Below are 17,226 nucleotides of genomic sequence, written 5' to 3'. Positions count from 1 at the left end.
GTCAGCCGACCTGCGGCACGGTGGTCGCCGGCGGCTTCGCGGCGAGCATGCGCTCGAGCGACAGCCTCGCGGGCACGGCGACGTCGTCGGAGACCGTGATGCGGTTGAGGACCTCGCCTCTGACGAGTCCCTCCAGCACCCAGGCGAGGTAGCCGGGGTGGATGCGGTACATCGTCGAACACGGGCAGATCACGTCGTCGAGGCAGAAGATCGTGTGCTGCGGGTACTGCGCCGCCAGACGCTGCACCATGTTGATCTCCGTGCCGATGGCGAAGGTCGTGCCGTCCGGTGCCGCCGCGATCGCCTTCTGGATGTAGTCCGTCGAACCCGCCTCGTCGGCGGCATCGACCACCGGCATCGGGCACTCGGGGTGCACGATGACCCGGACGCCGGGGTGCTGGGCGCGCGCCCGGTCGATCTGGTCCACGGTGAACCGCTTGTGGACCGAGCAGAACCCGTGCCACAGGATGACCTGGGCCTCGGCCAGCGCCGGCGCTTCGTTGCCGCCGAGCGGGCGGTTCGGGTTCCACATCGGCATGCGCTCCAGTGGTACACCAAGCTTCTTGGCCGTGTTCCTCCCGAGGTGCTGGTCGGGGAAGAACAGCACCCGCTGGCCGCGCTCGAACGCCCACCGGAGCACGGTCTCCGCGTTGCTCGAGGTGCAGACGATCCCACCGTGCCGGCCGCAGAACCCCTTCAGGGCTGCGGAGGAGTTCATGTAGGTGACCGGGATGACCGGCACGCGGCCGTCGGCGTCCGGCTCGGTCCCGTACAGCGCCTCGAGCGCCTCCCAGGCCTCCTCGACCTGGTCGATGTCCGCCATGTCTGCCATCGAGCACCCGGCCGCGAGGTTCGGCAGGATCACCGCCTGATCCGGCCCCGACAGGAGGTCGGCGGTCTCGGCCATGAAGTGCACGCCGCAGAAGACGATCGCCTCCGCCTCGGTGCGGGCCTTGGCGGCGTTCGCCAGCTGGAAGGAGTCGCCGATGTAGTCCGCGTGCTGCACGACCTCGTCGCGCTGGTAGAAGTGCCCGAGGATGACGACGCGGTCGCCGAGAGTCGCCTTCGCGGCGACGATGCGTCGGTGGAGGTCCTCGGGGGCGGCGTCCCGGTAGGCGACCGGCAACTGCCCCTGACGCGGTGAGCCGGTCGGGATGACGTCACCCATGGACGCCCCCGGGCCGTAGCTGGGCGGCTGCAGGTCGAAGACCCACGGACCCGCCGCGAGCTCCGGTGCGCAGGTCGCGCCGTCCGACGTGCCCTCCGCGATCTGCTGGATGGTGTCGTCGACGGATGCGGTGATCGTCATGCTGGCTCCTGGGACGTCGCTCGGGGGGTTGTGGGGGTGTTCGAGGTGCGGGCGCTCGCCGGACGGGACGCAGCCGGTGTGTCCGGCCGGGCGATCGGCTGGGTCCAGCGGTACAGGCGTGCCGGGCGGTGCCGGCCGCCCGTCCGGAGTTCGTCCGTCGCGAGCACCAGGCCGGACGCCTCCACCTGGCGACGGAAGTTGGCCGGATCGAGTCGCTTCTGTAGCACGGCCTCGTGCACCTCGCGGAGCTCGGTCAGGGTGAAGGTGTCGCCGAGGAAGGCGTGGGCGATGTGGCTGTACTCGAGTTTGTTGCGGAGCCGCCAGAGCGCGTACTCCACGATCTCCCGGTGGTCGAAGGCGAGCGGCGGCAGCGCGTCGGCGGGGAACCAGCGCACGTTCTGCCCGAGGTGGGTGCGTTTCGCCTCCTCGGATCCGACGAGGGCCCAGTAGACGATCGAGACAACGCGTTCCGCGGGGGAGCGGTCGAGGTCGCCGAAGGCGTAGAGCTGCTCGAGGTAGCGCGGGCGGAGTGACGTGGTCTCCTCGAGCGTGGACGCCGCGGCGTCGGCGAGCGACTGCGCTGCCCCGAGCGGCCCGCCTGGCAGGGCCCAGCGTCCGTCGTACGGTTCCCGGATCCGTCGCACGAGCGGCAGCCAGATGGCGGGAGCCGGGTCGTCGGCCCCGAAGCCGTCATCGGTCCGCAGGGTGAAGATCACCGTCGAGACCGCCAGCTCTACCGGCGTCGCGTCGGCCTCTGCGGGCGTCGTGGTGCGCTGCATGGTCGCTCCTGGGTCGGGGCTGCAGCGTCTTATGGTTCACTTGACACTTACTCGCCTGAGACTTAGTGTACACCGGACCTGAACAGATGCCCCCGCTTCACCGACGACTCGCGATATGCTGGCGCTCTAATCGAACATCGGGCCGCAAACACGATGCGGGAGAGCCGGTACGCCGGCACCGAAGGAGCAAGCCTCCCCGCCAATCTCTCAGGTCCTGTACCGCATCGGACTGGCCACTCTGGAAAGCAGCGCACGTTCCTGACGCGCTCGCCGACGGTGAAAGCAGGGCCCGCATCATCGGCCCCGCGAAGCTCTCAGGCCAATGACAGAGGGGGAGTTCCCAACGGACGCCGGTAGGCGTCCGCAGCGCACCACGCGACCCCGGAGAACTCGTGACCGACCCCGAACGAACCAGCCCGCTGTACGCCGTCCACGAAGCCGCCGGCGCGAGTTTCACCGATTTCGCCGGCTGGCAGATGCCCGTGCGCTACTCGAGCGACCTCGCCGAGCACCACGCCGTCCGCACGGCGGCCGGGATCTTCGACATCTCGCACATGGCCGAGATCCAGGTCGTCGGCGAGGATGCCGCCGCCTTCCTCGACCAGGCGCTCGCCGGCCGGCTCTCGGCGATCGAGCTGCTGCAGGCCAAGTACTCGCTGCTGCTGAACGAGGCTGGCGGGATCATCGACGACCTCGTCGTCTACCGCAATGGCGAGCACGAGTACCTCGTCGTGGCGAACGCCGGTAACCGGGAGGCGGCGGTCGCCGCGCTGACCGAGCGTGCAGCCGCCTTCGAACAGCTCGCCGTGGTCGACCGCAGCGACGAGATCGCCCTCATCGCGGTCCAAGGGCCGGCCTCACGCGCCATCCTGCAGGCGACCGAGGGACTGCACGTCCTCGACGAGCTGCCCTCGCTCGAGGAGGTCAAGTACTACCGCGCGACGGGCGCCTCCTTCGAGAACGGCACCGTGTTCATCGGGCGCACCGGGTACACCGGCGAGGACGGCTTCGAACTGTACGTCGACGCCGCTGACGCCGTGGAGCTGTGGAACGCGATCGTCGCCGCCGGAACGCCCCTCGGCCTCGTCCCGGCCGGACTCGCCAGCCGCGACACCCTCCGCCTCGAGGCCGGCATGCCGCTCTACGGCCACGAGCTCGGCCCGGACATGCTGCCGGTGCAGGCCGGGCTCGGCCGGGTGGTCGCGCTCGCCAAGCACGGCTCCTTCGTCGGGCGCGACGCGATCGAGGCAGGCCCGGCCGCCGACGCACGCGTGCTCGTCGGGCTCGTCTCCGAGGGACGTCGTGCGGGTCGCGCCGGCTACGCCGTCCTGGCCGGCGACGACGTCGTCGGCGAGGTCACGAGCGGCGCGCTGTCACCGACCCTCGGACACCCGATCGCGATGGCCTACGTGCACCCCGACCACACCGAGCCGGGCACCGTGCTCGACCTCGACGTCCGCGGCACGCGGATCCCCGCGACCGTCACCACGCTCCCCTTCTATTCGAGAGAGAAGTAACCCATGGCCGACAAGACCACCCTCAAGTACACCGCCGAGCACGAGTGGATCCGGGTCGAGGGCGATCTCGCCGTCATCGGCATCACCGACTACGCCGCCGAGAAGCTCGGCGACGTCGTGTTCGTCGACCTGCCGGCCGTCGGTGCGGCGCTCTCCGCGAGCACCGTCGTCGGCGAGATCGAGTCCACGAAGTCCGTCGGTGAGCTGTTCGCGCCACTCGACGGCGAGGTCGTCGAGGCGAACGACGCCGTCGTCGACGACCCGTCGCTCGTCAACAGCGACCCGTTCGGCGCCGGCTGGCTCGTCTCGGTGCGGTACGACGCGCTGCCCGACACGCTGCTCACTTGGGACGACTACAGCAAGCTGGTGGGCGAGTGATGGCGGACCGGTTCGCAGATCGGCACATCGGGACCGACACCGACGCCCAGGCGACCATGCTCGCAGCGGTCGGGTATGCGAGCGTCGACGAGCTGCTGTCGGCAGCCGTCCCGTCGGCCATCACGGCAGCGGAACTGGCGTCGTCGAGCATCCCCGCCGCCTCGAGCGAGCGCGCCGCGCTGGCGGAACTCCGTGGACTCGCGGGCCGCAACACGGTGAACCGGAGCCTCATCGGCCTCGGATACTTCGACACGATCACGCCAGCGGTCATCAAGCGGAACGTGCTCGAGAACCCCTCCTGGTACACCGCTTACACGCCGTACCAGCCGGAGATCTCGCAGGGGCGCCTCGAGGCGCTCATCAACTTCCAGACGATGGTGTCCGACCTCACCGGCCTCGACACGGCGAACGCCTCGATGCTCGACGAGAGCACGGCCGTCGTCGAAGGGATGCTGCTCGCCCGTCGCGCCTCGAAGCTCGCCGAGACGACCTTCATCGTCGACACCGACGCCTACCCGCAGACCAAGGCGCTCCTCCACAGCCGTGCCGAAGCGGTCGGCATCGACCTCGTCGAGCTGCCGCTCTCGAGCACCGCACCGACCGACCTCCCGGCCGCGTTCGGCGTCTTCGTGCAGTACCCCGCAGCCTCCGGACTCGTCTGGGACCCGTCCGCGGTCCTCGCGGCGGTGAAGGCCGGCGGCGGTGTCTCCGTCGTGGCGGCGGACCTCCTCGCCCTGACGCTGATCTCCTCGCCCGGTTCCCTCGGTGCGGACATCGCAGTGGGCACGACGCAGCGCTTCGGCGTGCCGATGGGCTTCGGCGGCCCGCACGCCGGGTACCTCGCGGTCCGCAAGGGACTCGAGCGTCAGATGCCCGGACGGCTCGTCGGTGTCAGCCAGGACGCGGCGGGTCACCCCGCCTACCGGCTCACGCTGCAGACCCGCGAGCAGCACATCCGCCGCGAGAAGGCGACGAGCAACATCTGCACCGCACAGGTCCTGCTGGCCGTCATGGCCGCCATGTACGCCGTCTACCACGGTCCCGCCGGACTCAAGCGGATCGCGCAGTCGGTCCACGCGGCGACCGCGAGCGCGGCACACCTCCTGCAGTCCGCGGGGGTGGAGGTGCTCACCGAGCAGTACTTCGACACCCTGCAGGTGCGTGTCGAGGACAGCGCGGCGGTGGTGGCCGGTGCTCATGAGCGAGGCATCCTGCTGTGGGCCGTCGACGAGACGACCGTCTCGATGAGCTTCGACGAGGTGAGCGCCCAGGAGAGCGTCGTCCCGACTCTCGTCGAGGTCCTCACCACCGCAGGGACTGCCACGGCCGGCGAGCCGTCGGCATACGTCTTCGACGAGGCGTCGTCCGCCTCGGCCTTCGGACCTGGGGCCGTGTCGGCGTACCCGGCGGCGCTCGCGCGCGAGACCGACTACCTGACGCACCCGGTGTTCAACACGCACCACTCCGAGACCGCCATGATGCGGTACCTCAAGCAGCTCGCGGATCGCGACTACGCGCTCGACCGCGGGATGATCCCGCTCGGTTCGTGCACGATGAAGCTCAACGCGGCGACGGAGATGGAAGCGGTCACCTGGCCGGAGTTCGCCGGACTCCACCCCTTCGCGCCGCGCGAGGACGTGGCCGGTTCCCTCGAACTCGTCGACCAGCTCGAGACCTGGCTGGCCGAGGTCACCGGCTACGACTCCGTCTCGCTGCAGCCCAACGCTGGCAGCCAGGGGGAGCTCGCGGGTCTGCTCGCGATCCGTGGCTACCACCGCGCGAACGGCGACGAGCAGCGCACGGTCTGCCTGATCCCGTCGAGCGCTCACGGCACGAACGCGGCCTCCGCGGTCCTCGCCGGCATGCGTGTGGTCGTCGTCGCCTGCGACGAGCAGGGCAACGTCGACCTCGACGACCTCCGCGCGAAGATCGCGTCGAACGCCGAGGCCCTCGCGGCCCTCATGATCACCTACCCGTCGACCCACGGCGTGTACGAGCACGAGGTGAAGACGATCACCCAGGCGGTCCACGACGCCGGCGGCCAGGTGTACGTCGACGGTGCGAACCTCAACGCCCTGCTCGGGTACGCGCGCTTCGGCGAGTTCGGTGGCGACGTCTCGCACCTGAACCTGCACAAGACGTTCTGCATCCCGCACGGTGGCGGTGGGCCCGGCGTGGGTCCGGTCGCCGCGAAGGCGCACCTCGCGCCCTTCCTCCCCGGGCACCCGCTCGCCCAGCGCGACGAGCACCCGCTGCTCGGCGGCGGCACCGTCGTGCACGCCGGCGGTCCGATCTCGGCGGCGCCCTACGGGAGCCCGAGCATCCTGCCGATCTCGTGGGCCTACGTCCGCATGATGGGCTCCGAGGGCCTTCGCGAGGCGACGGGGGCCGCGGTGCTCGCCGCGAACTACATCGCCGCCCGACTGCGGGACCACTACCCGGTCCTCTACACGGGCGACAGCGACCTGGTCGCGCACGAGTGCATCCTCGACCTCCGTCCGCTCAAGGAGACGACGGGTATCACGGTCGACGACGTGGCCAAGCGCCTCGTCGACTACGGCTTCCACGCTCCGACGATGTCGTTCCCCGTCGCGGGCACGCTCATGGTCGAGCCGACGGAGAGCGAGGACCTCGCCGAGGTCGACCGCTTCGTCGAAGCGATGATCGCGATCAAGGCGGAGGCCGACGCCGTCGCCGCGGGCGAGTGGCCGGCCGACGACAACCCGCTCGTCGGGGCGCCGCACACGGCGCAGTCGGTCATCGAGGGGGAGTGGACCCACGCGTACTCGCGTGAACTCGCCGTCTACCCCGTGCACACGCTGGTGCGGACGAAGTACTGGCCGCCGGTCCGCCGGATCGACCAGGCGTACGGCGACCGCAACCTCGTGTGCGCCTGCCCGCCGCCCGAGGCCTTCGCCTAGGCGGAGCGCACCGTCGAACGAGGACTCCCTCGCCCCGTCGTGGGCGGGGGAGTCCTCGTTCGTCGGAGGACGGGCGGGGTGTCGGTCAGGACGCGGTCGCGGCGAAGATGCCCGGCCACCAGGCGACCGCCAGGGGGAATCCGGCGAAGGAGATCACGTCGATGATCGTGTGCGCGACGACGAGCGGCATCACCCGGCCCCAGCGCTTGTAGCACCAGCCGAACGCGATCCCCATGGCGACGTTGCCGAAGAACGGTCCGATGCCCTGGTACAGGTGGTAGCTTCCGCGCAGGACGGCGGTCGAGAGGATGATCGTCCACCACCCCCATCCGATCTCGCGCAGCCGGGTGTACAGGTACCCGATGATGATGACCTCCTCCTGCAGACCGGCGCGGAGCGCGGAGAAGACGAGCATCGGGATCGTCCACCAGTACATGGTGTCGGGGAAGGTCGACACCGCGACCGTGACCCCGAGCGCCCGGCCGAGCGCGTACACCCCGATACCGGGGATACCGATCGCGGCGACGAGCAGCGCGCCACGTCCCAGGTCGCGTCCTGGTGCGCGGAGGTCGAGTCCCATGCGGGTGAAACCGCTTCGCCCCGGTTGCCAGAGCAGATAGATGACGAGCGCGACGGGCGCGAGCTGGAAGAACAGCCCGAGGAACTGGTAGCTGAAGTCGAGCCACTCCCGGGTCGCCTGCGTCGTGTTGATGGCCGCCGACTGGTCGGCGAGCGGCGGCCCCGCGGTGAGCTTCGCGATGAGCGAGATGACGGAGTACACCGCCGAGGCGCCGAGGCTCAGCGCGAGGACGATCCCGATCTCCCACCAGCGGCGCGCGACCGGCGACCGTTCGGGGAGGTCCGGCTGTTGCACGGTCGCGTTCCGCTCGTTCACCGGTCCATTGTGCGGGCTCCTCGCTTCGTGCGCACCGCATACCACCTGAACGCCCGCGTCTCGGCCGCCATCGGCGGGCGGGCTTACGATTCGTATCCGCGGCCGGAGTCCGCTCGCACGAGTTTTGCGATCAGCGTCGTTCTCTTGCGTCGCGGGCGGGATACGTGCACGGAAACTCGTCCGCGAGCAACAATCCTCCGATTCGGTTACCGCTGTGTAACGTTTGGCGTCCCAGTTTGCTCGTCGTCCTGCTTCAACTTATCGTCAGAGTATTCAAAGAGCGGTCCAGCGCACACGATGCGCCGGTTTCGCTTGCCCTTTCCCCAAGGAGGAACTGTGAAGTTCAGTCGGTTCGGCTCTGCCGCCGCCATCATCGCAGCAGGGGCTCTCGTCCTCACCGGATGTTCCGGTGGCGGTTCCAGCAGCGAGAGCACCAGCGGCAACACATCCGCCATCATCACGACCAACGGCTCCGAGCCCGAGTCGGGTCTCATCCCCAGCGACACCAACGAGGTGGGTGGCGGCAAGATCCTCGACGAGATCTTCGCAGGCCTCGTCTACTACGACGCCAAGGGCAAGCCGGTCAACGACCTCGCCGAGTCCATCGAGACCGACGACTCGATCACCTTCACGATCAAGATCAAGCCCGACCAGAAGTTCACCAACGGTGACCCGGTCGACGCCGAGTCGTTCGTGAACGCCTGGCAGGACGCCGCGCTCCTCTCGAACGCGCGCAAGAACAGCTACTTCTTCGAGGACATCAAGGGCTTCAGCTACGACGCCGACCAGCCCCTCACCGGCCTCAACGTCGTCGACGACACGACCTTCACGGTCGAGCTCAACGAGGCTCGCTCGGACTTCCCGCTGCGCCTCGGCTACTCCTCGTTCTACCCGCTGCCCAAGTCGGCGTTCGACGAGGCCGGCAAGGTCACGGCCGACTTCGGTCAGAACCCGGTCGGCAACGGCCCGTACAAGCTCGACGGTGAGAAGGCGTGGAAGCACAACGAGTCCATCGCCCTCGTCACCAACGACGAGTACAACGGTGGTCGTAAGCCGCAGAACGGTGGCGTGACGATCAACTTCTACGCCAGCTTCGACGCGGCGTACGCCGACCTCCTCGGTGGCAACCTCGACGTCCTGGACCAGATCCCGGACTCCGCGATCTCCACCTTCCAGGACGACCTGGGCGACCGCGCTGTGAACCAGCCCGCCGCCGTGTTCCAGTCCTTCACCATCCCGTCCCGCCTCCCGCACTTCAGCGGCGAGGAAGGCGAGCTGCGTCGTCAGGCGATCTCCTACGCGATCAACCGCAAGCAGATCACCGACGTCATCTTCGAGGGCACCCGCACCCCGGCGACCGACTTCACCTCGCCCGTCATCGACGGCTACTCGAAGGACATCCCCGGCAACGAGGTGCTGACCAACGACGACAAGAAGGCCAAGGAACTCTGGGCCAAGGCTGACGCCATCTCCCCGTGGGACGGCTCCTTCCAGATCGCCTACAACGCCGACGGCCCGCACCAGGCTTGGGTCGACGCCGTGACGAACAACATCAAGAACACCCTCGGCATCGAGTCCTCCGGTGTTCCGGTCGCGGTCTTCGGCGACTTCCGTGAGAGCATCACGAGCCGTCAGATCCAGACCGCGTTCCGCAGCGGTTGGCAGGCCGACTACCCGGGTCTGTACAACTTCCTCGGCCCGCTGTACGCGACCGGCGCCTCCTCGAACGACGGCGACTACTCGAGCCCCGAGTTCGACAAGCTCCTCTCCGAAGGTGCTGCCGAGTCCGACCTCGACGCCGCGAACAAGAAGTTCCAGGAAGCTCAGGAGGTCCTGTTCAAGGACCTGCCCGCCATCCCGCTCTGGTACCAGAACGTGAGCGGTGGATTCGGCGAGGGCGTCCAGAACGTCCAGTTCGGTTGGAACTCCGTGCCTCTCTACTACGAGATCACCAAGTAATCTTGTAGACGGCACAACTGGGTGGGTCCGGTTCTTCCGGGCCCACCCAGTTTTCACGAGTTCAGGAGTCCCGCTTTGGGCAATTACATCCTCCGCCGCATCCTGCAGGCCATCCCGGTCCTGCTCGGTACGACGTTCCTCATCTATTTCATGGTGTTCGCGCTCCCGGGCGACCCCATCCTCGCGCTCTTCGGCGACCGGACGCCGAGCCCGGCCGTCCTCGAGCAGCTCCGCGCGGAGTACAACCTCGACAAGCCGTTCATCGTGCAGTATCTGCTGTACCTCGGCGGCATCCTCACGGGCGACCTCGGTACCTCGTTCTCCGGTCAGCCGGTCGCCGAGATCCTCGCGCAGACCTTCCCGGTCACGCTGCGTCTCGCCGTCCTCGCCGTCTTCTTCGAGATGGTCGCCGGCATCACGATCGGCCTCGTCTCCGGCCTCCGCAAGGGCGGCATCTTCGACGCGTCGTTCCTCGTCGTGAGCCTCATCCTCATCTCCCTGCCGGTCTTCGTGGTCGCGTTCATCGCCCAGTTCGTCTTCGGCATCCAGCTCGGCTGGTTCCGGGTCACGGTCGGTGCCGGTGCGCCGATACAAGACCTGTTACTCCCGGCACTCGTGTTGGCGACGATCAGCTTCGCGCAGATCACCCGCCTGACCCGCGGTGCCGTGATCGAGACCCAGTCGCTCGACTTCGTGCGCACCGCGGCCTCGAAGGGCCTCAGCCGCCGCCGGATCATCCCGGTGCACATCCTCCGCAACTCGCTCATCCCGGTCGTCACCTACCTGGCGGTCGACTTCGGTGTGCTCATCGTCGGAGCGACGGTCACGGAGGGCATCTTCAACGTGCCCGGCGTCGGCCGGACGCTCTACCAGGCGATCATCCGTGGCGAAGGACCCACCGTCGTGTCCTTCGTGACCGTGATGGTGCTCGTCTACCTGCTCGTCAACCTGCTGGTCGACCTGCTGTACGCCGTGCTCGACCCGAGGATCCGCTATGTCAAGTCATGATCAGGAACCACAGATGAAGCGTTCATCCACGCACTTCGTCGCCCCGCTGGAGGAGACGCCGCTCGCGGTGATCGACGCCGTCAAGGTCGACGAGAAGCCGAGCAACCTCTGGACCGACGCCTGGGCGTACATGCGCCGTCAGCCGATGTTCTGGATCTCGGCGGTGCTCATCGTCCTCGTCGTCGTGGTGTCGCTCCTGCCCGGCCTGTTCTCGCAGGTCGACCCGCGCAGCTGCAACCTCGACAACAGCCTCGGTGACCCGTCGCTCGCGCACCCGCTCGGGTTCACGAAGCAGGGCTGCGACATCTACTCGCGGGTCATCTTCGGCGCGAACACGTCGCTCGCGGTCGGCCTCATCGTCACGGCGATCGTCTGCGTGCTCGGTATCAGCTTCGGCGCGCTGTCGGGCTTCTACGGCGGTTGGGTCGACTCGGTGCTCTCCCGCATCGGCGACATCTTCTTCTCGATCCCGTACATCCTCGCCGCCGTCGTCGTCATGTCGGCCCTCGCCGCCTACCGGAGCGTCTGGACCATCTCGCTCGCGGTCGGTCTGTTCGTCTGGCCGAGCGTCGCGAGAGTCCTGCGTGCCGAGATCCTGCGGGTCAAGAACGCCGACTACGTGCAGGCCTCGATCGCCCTCGGCGTCTCGCGGTTCCGCATCCTCGTGCGCCACGTCCTGCCGAACTCGATCGCCCCGGTGATCGTCGTCATCACGCTGTCGCTCGCTTCGGCGATCGTCGCGGAGGCGACCCTTTCGTTCCTCGGCGTCGGACTCGGATCCGAGTCGATCTCGTGGGGCGCGGACATCTCCCAGGCGCAGCGCGACCTGCGGACCGCTCCGCAGGTGCTCATCTACCCGTCCATCGCGCTCTCGCTCACCGTGCTCAGCTTCATCATGCTCGGCGAGGTCCTGCGTGATGCACTCGACCCGAAGGCGAGGGCACTCCGTTGAGCACCCCCACACCCCAGGCCGGTGCACGCACCGGGCAGCCGCTCCTCGAGGTCAAGGACCTCGAGGTCGGGTTCCGCACGCAGAGCGGCACCGTGCAGGCCATCCGCAAGACCAGCTTCACGATGATGCCCGGTGAGACGGTCGCGATCGTCGGCGAATCGGGATCCGGGAAGTCGACGACGGCGCACGCCATCATCAACCTCCTCCCCGGGACCGGCAAGATCACGGGCGGTGAGATCCTCTTCGAGGGTCGCGACCTCTCGAAGCTCCCGCGCAAGGAGATCGAGGACGTCCGCGGTCGCCTGATCGGCTTCGTGCCGCAGGACCCGATGTCGAACCTCAACCCGGTCTGGAACATCGGGTTCCAGGTCGAGGAGGCCATCCGCGCCAACGGCATCGCCGAGGGCAAGCAGGCCGTGCGTGCGAAGGCGATCGAGGTCCTCCAGCAGGCCGGTCTCTCCGACGCCGACCGTCGCCTGAAGCAGTTCCCGCACCAGTTCTCCGGCGGCATGCGGCAGCGCGTGCTCATCGGCATCGGTCTCTCCTCGAGCCCGAAGCTGCTGATCGCGGACGAGCCCACCTCGGCGCTCGACGTGACCGTGCAGCGGAAGATCCTCGACCACCTCGAGAGCCTGACGCGCGACAGCGGCACGGCGTTGCTCTTCATCACGCACGACCTCGGCCTCGCGGCCGAACGCGCCGAGAAGCTCATCGTCATGTACAAGGGGCAGATCGTCGAGGCCGGTCCGTCGGTCGAGATCCTGCAGAACCCGGTGCACCCGTACACGCAGCGCCTCGTGGCCGCGGCACCGAGCCTCGCCTCCCGGCGGATCCAGTCCGCGACCGGGCCTCTCGAGACGCTCGAGCACGAGGCTCCGGCCGGCTCGGAGGGGATCGACCTGATCGTCGCCGCCGAGCATCGTGCGGCGGCGCAGCTCGACCTCGCGAAGGTGGAGCCAGCGATCGTCGTGGACGACCTCGAGAAGGTCTACAAGATCCGCGGACAGAAGGGCCAGGCGAGTGAGCTGAAGGCCGTGGACGGCGTCTCGTTCCAGATCCCGAAGGGCACCACCATGGCGCTCGTCGGGGAGTCCGGTTCGGGGAAGTCCACCGTCGCGAAGCTGCTCCTGCAGCTGGAGACACCCACCTCGGGCAGCATCCGCATCGGCGGGAAGGCCATGGAGGGACTCGACCGCAAGGGGCTCCTCGCGCTGCGCCGGACGATGCAGCCGGTCTTCCAGGACCCCTACGGTTCGCTCGACCCGCTGCGCAACATCGGGAACACGATCTCGGAGCCGCTGCAGACCCACAAGGTCGGCGACAAGGCCTCGAGGCGCGCACGCGTCCTGGAGCTCCTCGACCAGGTGTCGCTGCCGCAGTCGGTGGCGACGCGCTACCCGAACGAGCTCTCAGGTGGGCAGCGTCAGCGCATCGCGATCGCCCGGGCGCTCGCGTTGAAGCCGGAGATCGTGGTCCTCGACGAGGCCGTGTCCGCGCTCGACGTGCTCGTGCAGGCGCAGATCCTGCAGTTGCTCGCCGACCTCCAGTCGGAACTGCAGCTGACGTACCTCTTCATCACCCACGACCTCGCGGTCGTGCGGGTGATCGCCGACAACGTGGCGGTCATGCAGAAGGGGAAGATCGTCGAGGCGTCGACCACGGACGACGTCTTCGAGAACCCGAAGCAGCAGTACACGCGCGAACTCCTCGACGCCATCCCCGGCGCCGGGATCGAGCTCGCGCTGTAACGAGCCGTCACGCCGAAGGGCGGTGCCGCGGAGCGATCCGCTGCACCGCCCTTCGTCGTTCCCGGGATGGGCCGGAGGGTCAGCCGAGGAGCGCCGAGGCGGCGCCCCAGACCACCAGCGCGGCGGTGACCCCGAGGGCGACGACGTCCCAGCGCGAGGCGGCGAGCCGCGTGTCGGCCGGGTCGATCTTCCCCCAGCGCTCGTGCGCCCGGTCGATGAGGTCGACGGCCGAGGGCCCCTCGTTCCCCGCCCGTCCTGGTCGGCGGACGCCCGAGGCGCGTTCCTGGTGGTCGACGTCCCGTCGTCCGCGACCGCCGGTCAGGGAGGGCCGGTCGAGACCGGCGCTCGGCGCGCCCCAGCTGGTGATCTTCCGACCGTCGCGCAGGAGCACGGTGAGCTGGTAGCGGCTCGTCGCCTCCTCCAGGCGAGACCAGGGGATCTCGTGGAGTCGACCGACGTTCACGATCGTCAGCTGCTCGGGTTCGATGACGATGCAGGGGCGGACGAGGACGAGGTACACCAGCCAGACGACGAGGAGCTCCCAGGGCAGCGCCAGGAGGGCGAACCCCCAGGCGCCGCGGCCGACGGCGTCGATGATGAAGAAGACCATCAGGAGGGCGGTGACTCCGAGGATCCAGTAGCCGCTGGTGCTCCTCAGGGTGGTCCGGTTGCGGGCGTTCGTCGCGTCGTTCACGTCGTCCATCCTTCCAGGCCGCCGACCCATGGTCGTCAGCAGCGTCGGTCAGGCGGTGACGAGTCGGTCGCTCTCAGCGTGGTGGCACGCGACGAGGCGGCCGTCGACAGGACGCTCACGCGGGTCGTCCCGCTCGCAGACCGCCTGCTTGTCCGCCGGCAGGAGCTGGTACAGCGGGCAGCGGCTCCGGAAGCTGCAGCCCACGCGGTCGTCGCTGGGGGAGGGGAGGTCGCCGTTCAGCAGGATCCGCTGCCGGCTGCGTTCGAGCTCCGGGTCGGGCACCGGCACGGCCGAGAGGAGTGCCTGGGTGTACGGGTGTTTGGGGTCGGCGAAGATCGTCGCGCTCGGCCCGTACTCGACGATGCGTCCGAGGTACATGACGGCGACGTCGTCGGCGATGTGGCGGACGACGGCCAGGTCGTGGGCGACGAAGAGGTAGGACAGCCCGAGTCGCTGCTTGAGGTCCTCGAGGAGGTTGATGACCCCGGCCTGGACGGAGACGTCGAGCGCGGACACCGGCTCGTCGAGGACGAGGATCTTCGGCTCCACGACGAGCGCCCGGGCGATGCCGATGCGCTGCCGTTGGCCGCCGGAGAACTCGTGCGGGTACCGGCCGGCGAACGACGGTTCGAGGCCGACGAGTTCGAGCATGGCACCGACCCGGTTCCGGATCTCGGAGGACGAGACCCCGTGTACGGTCAACGGTTCGCCGATGATGTCCTCGATCGTCATCCGTGGATCGAGCGAGGCCATCGGGTCCTGGAAGACCACCTGGATGTCGCTGCGCAACTTCCTGCGGTCGGGCTTCGAGAGGGTCGCGGTGTCGACGCCGTTCACGTGGATGGTGCCGCCCTGGGTCTCGGCGAGCTCGAGGATCTCCATGATGGTCGTCGTCTTCCCGCAACCGGACTCACCGACGAGGCCGAGCGTGCGGCCGCGCTGGACGCTGAAGGAGACGCCGTCGACCGCGCGGACGGTGCCGATGTTGCGGCGGAAGACCACGCCCTTCGTGAGCGGGAAGGCGCGGGTCAGGTCCTTGACGTCGAGGACGGTCTCGGGGGCGACCTCGGCGACGAGTTCCTCCGGCACCTCGTCCGGCCGGGGGAAGATGTCGGGGCGGAGCAGCGATCCGTCCGCGATCTCGCCGGCGCGGATGCACGCCGCGGTGTGCTCGATCGAAGTGGCCGGATCGGTGGCCGGGCCGTCGAGCACGGGGAGGAGCGCCGGTTCGCCCTCGAGGCACGCGGCCACGGCGATCGGGCAGCGCGGGGCGAACGGGCAACCGGTCGGGACGTTCGTCAGCAGCGGGGGACGACCCTCGAGGGGGACGAGCCGCTCCTGCTGGTTCGCCGCCATGTTGGGCATCGACCGGAGCAGGCCGATCGTGTACGGCATGAGCGGCTCGCGGAACAGCGGCACGACCGGTGCCGTCTCGACGATGCGGCCGGCGTACATGACGGCGACGCGGTCGGCGTTGCCGGCGACGACACCGAGGTCGTGGGTGATGAGGACGACGGCGGCGCCGGTGATGTCCTTCGCCTCCTGGAGCACCTCGAGGATCTGCGCCTGGATGGTCACGTCGAGGGCGGTGGTGGGCTCGTCGGCGATGATGAGTTGCGGGTCGTTCGCGATCGCGATCGCGATCATCGCCCGCTGCCGCATACCGCCCGAGAACTCGTGGGGGAAGGACTTCGCCCGGCGCTCGGCGTTCGGGATCCCGACGATCTTGAGGAGTTCGACCGCGCGCGTCTCGGCGGCCCGCTGGGAGAGTGCGGAGTCGTGCAGTCGGAGTCCCTCGGCGATCTGCTGGCCGATGGTGTACACCGGGGTCAGCGCGGAGAGCGGGTCCTGGAAGATCATCGCGATGTCGCGGCCCCGGATCCGGGACAGTTCGCGGTCGGACTGCCCGAGCAGCTCGACCCCGTCGTACCGGATGCTGCCGCTGACCTGCGCGTTGGTGGGCAACAGGCCCATGACCGCCATCGACGACACGCTCTTGCCGGAGCCGGACTCGCCGACGATGCCGAGGAACTCGCCCCGGTGGACGTCGTAGGACACCCCGCGGACGGCGTGCACCGGTGTTCCGGCGTTCGGGAAGGTGACGCTGAGGTCGCGGACCTGGAGGAGCGGCTCGGCCGCCTGGGGGTCAGTCACGGTTGGCTCCTGAGGTCGGGTCGATGGCATCGCGGAGGGCGTCGCCGAGCAGGCTCGACGCGAGCACGGTGATGACGAGGATCGCTGCGGGGAAGACGAACAGCCAGGGGCGGGTGACGGCAGCACTCGCGCCCGCGGCCAGCAGGGTGCCGAGGGAGACGTCGGGTGCCTGGACGCCGAAGCCGAAGAAGCTCAGGGTCGTCTCGGACAGGATCGCCGCTCCGATGCCGAGGGTCGCGTCGATGATGAGGAGGCTGGCTACGTTCGGGATGATGTGCCGACGGATGATGGTGAACCCGGGGACGCCCATGAACCGCGCCGCCTTGACGTATTCGCGCTCCCGCAGGGACATCGTCTGTCCGCGGATCACCCGGGCGAGCACCATCCATCCGAAGAGCACGAGGAACACCACGAGGGCGAGCCAGGAGAGCGACTTGAACGCGGGGCTCAGCAGGACGAGGAGGAAGAAGCCGGGGATGACGAGGAGGAGGTCGATGAACCAGACGATCGCCTTGTCCCAGACGCCGCCGACGTAGCCGGCGATCGCGCCCACGAGCCCGGCGATGATGGCCGCCCCCGGTCCCACGATGAGTCCGATGACGATCGACTTCTGCAGCCCGACGAGGGTCTGCGCGTACACGTCCTGGCCGATGTTGTTCGTCCCGAACCAGTGGTCGAGCGACGGGGGCTGGCTGAAGGCGAGGCCGTCCTGGTCGGTGAAGGACCACGGGGACAGCAGCGGTCCGATGAAGGCCCAGAGGATGATGAAGAGCAGGACGCCGCCACCGATGCGCGCGCGCTTCGTGGCGAGCACCTTCCGGAGGATCGTGCGACCACGTGACTGCGGGCGCTTGGGTGCGCCGCGCATCGTCTCAGGTTCACCGACGGTCAGCGTCGTTGGGTCTGTCAGTG

At 68.7% G+C, this 17,226-nt stretch carries 13 protein-coding genes and 2 riboswitches; of the genes, 7 read left to right on the top strand and 6 right to left on the bottom strand.

From position 1 onward, the window contains the following. Position 1: 1 nt before the first annotated feature. Entirely contained in the window at positions 2–1,309 is a 1,308-nt protein-coding gene (gene nadA / locus QRN27_RS02485; protein ID WP_285040592.1) for a quinolinate synthase NadA, read from the bottom strand. Then, complete coding sequence (locus tag QRN27_RS02480; RefSeq protein WP_285040591.1) at positions 1,306–2,088, bottom strand: NUDIX hydrolase; 783 nt, start codon at positions 2,086–2,088, stop codon at positions 1,306–1,308. Before QRN27_RS02480 ends, nadA begins: the two co-directional genes overlap by 4 nt. 146 nt (positions 2,089–2,234) lie before the next feature. Continuing rightward, positions 2,235–2,320: riboswitch (glycine riboswitch) on the top strand. 1 nt (position 2,321) lies between these two features. Then, positions 2,322–2,424: riboswitch (glycine riboswitch) on the top strand. A gap of 56 nt (positions 2,425–2,480) precedes the next feature. Between QRN27_RS02480 and gcvT the strand changes: the two genes are divergently transcribed. Genes gcvT through gcvP form a run of 3 tightly spaced genes read left to right on the top strand, consistent with a single transcriptional unit; the run spans position 2,481 to position 6,904 of the window. Then, entirely contained in the window at positions 2,481–3,605 is a 1,125-nt protein-coding gene (gene gcvT / locus QRN27_RS02475; protein WP_285040590.1) for a glycine cleavage system aminomethyltransferase GcvT, read from the top strand. A gap of 3 nt (positions 3,606–3,608) precedes the next feature. Then, positions 3,609–3,983 carry a glycine cleavage system protein GcvH gene (gcvH, locus tag QRN27_RS02470; RefSeq protein ID WP_056778330.1) on the top strand — a complete coding sequence of 125 codons (375 nt, stop codon included), beginning with the start codon at positions 3,609–3,611 and terminating at the stop codon, positions 3,981–3,983. Next, the gene (gcvP, locus tag QRN27_RS02465) at positions 3,983–6,904 is read left to right on the top strand and encodes an aminomethyl-transferring glycine dehydrogenase (protein ID WP_285040589.1); all 2,922 of its coding nucleotides are present in this window, start codon (positions 3,983–3,985) and stop codon (positions 6,902–6,904) included. The genes gcvH and gcvP overlap by 1 nt, the downstream gene beginning before the upstream one ends. A gap of 85 nt (positions 6,905–6,989) precedes the next feature. Here gcvP and QRN27_RS02460 read toward each other — a convergent pair whose 3' ends face one another. Beyond that, complete coding sequence (locus QRN27_RS02460; protein WP_285040588.1) at positions 6,990–7,799, bottom strand: CPBP family intramembrane glutamic endopeptidase; 810 nt, start codon at positions 7,797–7,799, stop codon at positions 6,990–6,992. 336 nt (positions 7,800–8,135) lie between these two features. Between QRN27_RS02460 and QRN27_RS02455 the strand changes: the two genes are divergently transcribed. The 4 genes from QRN27_RS02455 to QRN27_RS02440 all read left to right on the top strand — a co-directional run bounded on the left by QRN27_RS02455 (position 8,136) and on the right by QRN27_RS02440 (position 13,466). Then, complete coding sequence (locus QRN27_RS02455; RefSeq protein WP_056007321.1) at positions 8,136–9,758, top strand: peptide ABC transporter substrate-binding protein; 1,623 nt, start codon at positions 8,136–8,138, stop codon at positions 9,756–9,758. Positions 9,759–9,833: 75 nt separating this feature from the next. Then, complete coding sequence (locus QRN27_RS02450; RefSeq protein WP_056007318.1) at positions 9,834–10,766, top strand: ABC transporter permease; 933 nt, start codon at positions 9,834–9,836, stop codon at positions 10,764–10,766. A 13-nt stretch (positions 10,767–10,779) separates the two neighbouring features. Then, positions 10,780–11,718, top strand: a complete 939-nt coding sequence (locus QRN27_RS02445; protein WP_082455862.1) for an ABC transporter permease — start codon at positions 10,780–10,782, stop codon at positions 11,716–11,718. After that, the gene (locus QRN27_RS02440; protein WP_056778319.1) at positions 11,715–13,466 is read left to right on the top strand and encodes a dipeptide ABC transporter ATP-binding protein; all 1,752 of its coding nucleotides are present in this window, start codon (positions 11,715–11,717) and stop codon (positions 13,464–13,466) included. The genes QRN27_RS02445 and QRN27_RS02440 overlap by 4 nt, the downstream gene beginning before the upstream one ends. 79 nt (positions 13,467–13,545) lie before the next feature. On the opposite strand, the gene QRN27_RS02435 is transcribed toward QRN27_RS02440, so the two are convergent. Genes QRN27_RS02435 through QRN27_RS02425 form a run of 3 tightly spaced genes read right to left on the bottom strand, consistent with a single transcriptional unit; the run spans position 13,546 to position 17,182 of the window. Then, positions 13,546–14,160: a hypothetical protein gene (locus tag QRN27_RS02435; protein WP_285040587.1), complete on the bottom strand. Its 615-nt coding sequence runs from the start codon at positions 14,158–14,160 to the stop codon at positions 13,546–13,548. Positions 14,161–14,208: 48 nt separating this feature from the next. Further along, positions 14,209–16,344 carry an ABC transporter ATP-binding protein gene (locus QRN27_RS02430; RefSeq protein ID WP_285040586.1) on the bottom strand — a complete coding sequence of 712 codons (2,136 nt, stop codon included), beginning with the start codon at positions 16,342–16,344 and terminating at the stop codon, positions 14,209–14,211. Continuing rightward, on the bottom strand, positions 16,307–17,182 hold the full coding sequence (locus tag QRN27_RS02425) for an ABC transporter permease (RefSeq protein ID WP_056011361.1): 876 nt from the start codon (positions 17,180–17,182) through the stop codon (positions 16,307–16,309). Before QRN27_RS02425 ends, QRN27_RS02430 begins: the two co-directional genes overlap by 38 nt. Between the last annotated feature and the right edge of the window lie 44 nt (positions 17,183–17,226).

Source organism: Plantibacter sp. LMC-P-059a (assembly GCF_030209505.1).
In the GTDB taxonomy this organism is placed as follows: Bacteria; Actinomycetota; Actinomycetes; order Actinomycetales; family Microbacteriaceae; genus Plantibacter.
This window is presented reverse-complemented; position numbering and strand designations above follow the sequence as displayed.

Coding starts and splice junctions, on each gene's coding strand:
- gcvP (WP_285040589.1), top strand. CDS start 3,983: ATGGCGGACCGGTTCGCAGATCGGCACATCGGGACCGACACCGACGCC.
- QRN27_RS02445 (WP_082455862.1), top strand. CDS start 10,780: ATGAAGCGTTCATCCACGCACTTCGTCGCCCCGCTGGAGGAGACGCCG.
- nadA (WP_285040592.1), bottom strand. CDS start 1,309: ATGACGATCACCGCATCCGTCGACGACACCATCCAGCAGATCGCGGAG.
- QRN27_RS02430 (WP_285040586.1), bottom strand. CDS start 16,344: ATGCCATCGACCCGACCTCAGGAGCCAACCGTGACTGACCCCCAGGCG.
- QRN27_RS02480 (WP_285040591.1), bottom strand. CDS start 2,088: ATGCAGCGCACCACGACGCCCGCAGAGGCCGACGCGACGCCGGTAGAG.
- QRN27_RS02425 (WP_056011361.1), bottom strand. CDS start 17,182: ATGCGCGGCGCACCCAAGCGCCCGCAGTCACGTGGTCGCACGATCCTC.
- gcvH (WP_056778330.1), top strand. CDS start 3,609: ATGGCCGACAAGACCACCCTCAAGTACACCGCCGAGCACGAGTGGATC.